Genomic DNA, 1,167 nt, shown 5'->3' on the forward strand with positions numbered 1-1,167 from the left:
ACCCTAAAACTACATAAACATCTCGAAATCGAGTCTTACAGAATTCTGCACGTTTGTGGAATAACCTTTTATATCTATTTGTTCATTTAACTCTTTTTCAAAAGACAACATAATGAACACCGCAAAATAAAAAGAACAGCAAATTCGCTGTCCCCTGTCATCTGTGATTCACTCTATATTCAGCCAAGCGCTAAAAGATGATTCATCTTCTTCTCTTGAGTCTCCTCCACGTACCAAAGAATTACAAGAACGGTCGAATTCAAATGGGATTGCCTGTTCATAGGTAGCGGGAAATATATCAGCTTCACGATATTCCCTATATGGACGGTCAATCGGCAAACCATTGACTTCATCTTTTTTCAACTCTTCTACGACAATCCGGCCGATTTGTCTTCCTAGACGCAGCCCCTCCTGGTTATCAACATGATAGTGCACACCTGCATACAATCTTGATTGTGCATTTTCCTCAGCGAGTTTATTCAAATTCCTTCGTTCTGACGGGAAGAAATAACTTAATATCACCTCAGCTGCTCCTGAGACTGTGGCATGCCCAGACGGATAGGATGGATGGTTAGGAGTACAAAGGACCGTAGCTAAATGTTGGTCAAGCTGATTTGGTCTTGGTACCAGCCATTTGTATTTCAAAGTCCAACATACGACAAACGCATCGTTCATGCCGCTAAAAAGCGTTGCTAACACACGCGCCGCACGTGGTGCTTCCACTCCATACGAATCAATCAGCCGATCGGCAATCGGCAACCACTGCTTAGACGGTGGACCTTCTCCCCAATAAACTGCTATTTTCTTCTGTTCTTCTGTTAAATTCTTCAGTGTATGCTGGACGACTCTCAATTCTTTCATCCAGTCAATCGTATCCGGATTTTTGATGGACAAGTGAATAGGACGTCCATCTAATTTCTTGAACCCATGTCTTCGGCTTCGGGTGATGTAATACGTTCGCCAATTCCCTGCTTCTGGTTCAACTCCTCGTTCCACTAACGGGGGATAATTTGTACCTGCATAAGGAATTCCCGTCCAAAGAGGATAGGCTCTTTTCTTATGAGACATCGTCTCACCCCCTTTTTACTACGTTATGGTCGTACAAGGGTCGTGGTGAAACGATCATCAAACAATTTACGAATTAGAGCAGAATGTTTTTATCGGCTT

The 1,167-nt window shown here is 42.8% G+C and carries 1 protein-coding gene; it reads right to left on the reverse strand.

Annotated features, from left to right (window positions below; translation table 11 throughout):
* Positions 1-168: 168 nt before the first annotated feature.
* Positions 169-1,068, reverse strand: a complete 900-nt coding sequence (locus LD39_RS07240; RefSeq protein ID WP_035544595.1) for a vanadium-dependent haloperoxidase — start codon at positions 1,066-1,068, stop codon at positions 169-171.
* Between the last annotated feature and the right edge of the window lie 99 nt (positions 1,069-1,167).

The organism is Halobacillus sp. BBL2006 (assembly GCF_000786645.1).
Classification (GTDB): domain Bacteria; phylum Bacillota; class Bacilli; order Bacillales; family Halobacillaceae; genus Halobacillus.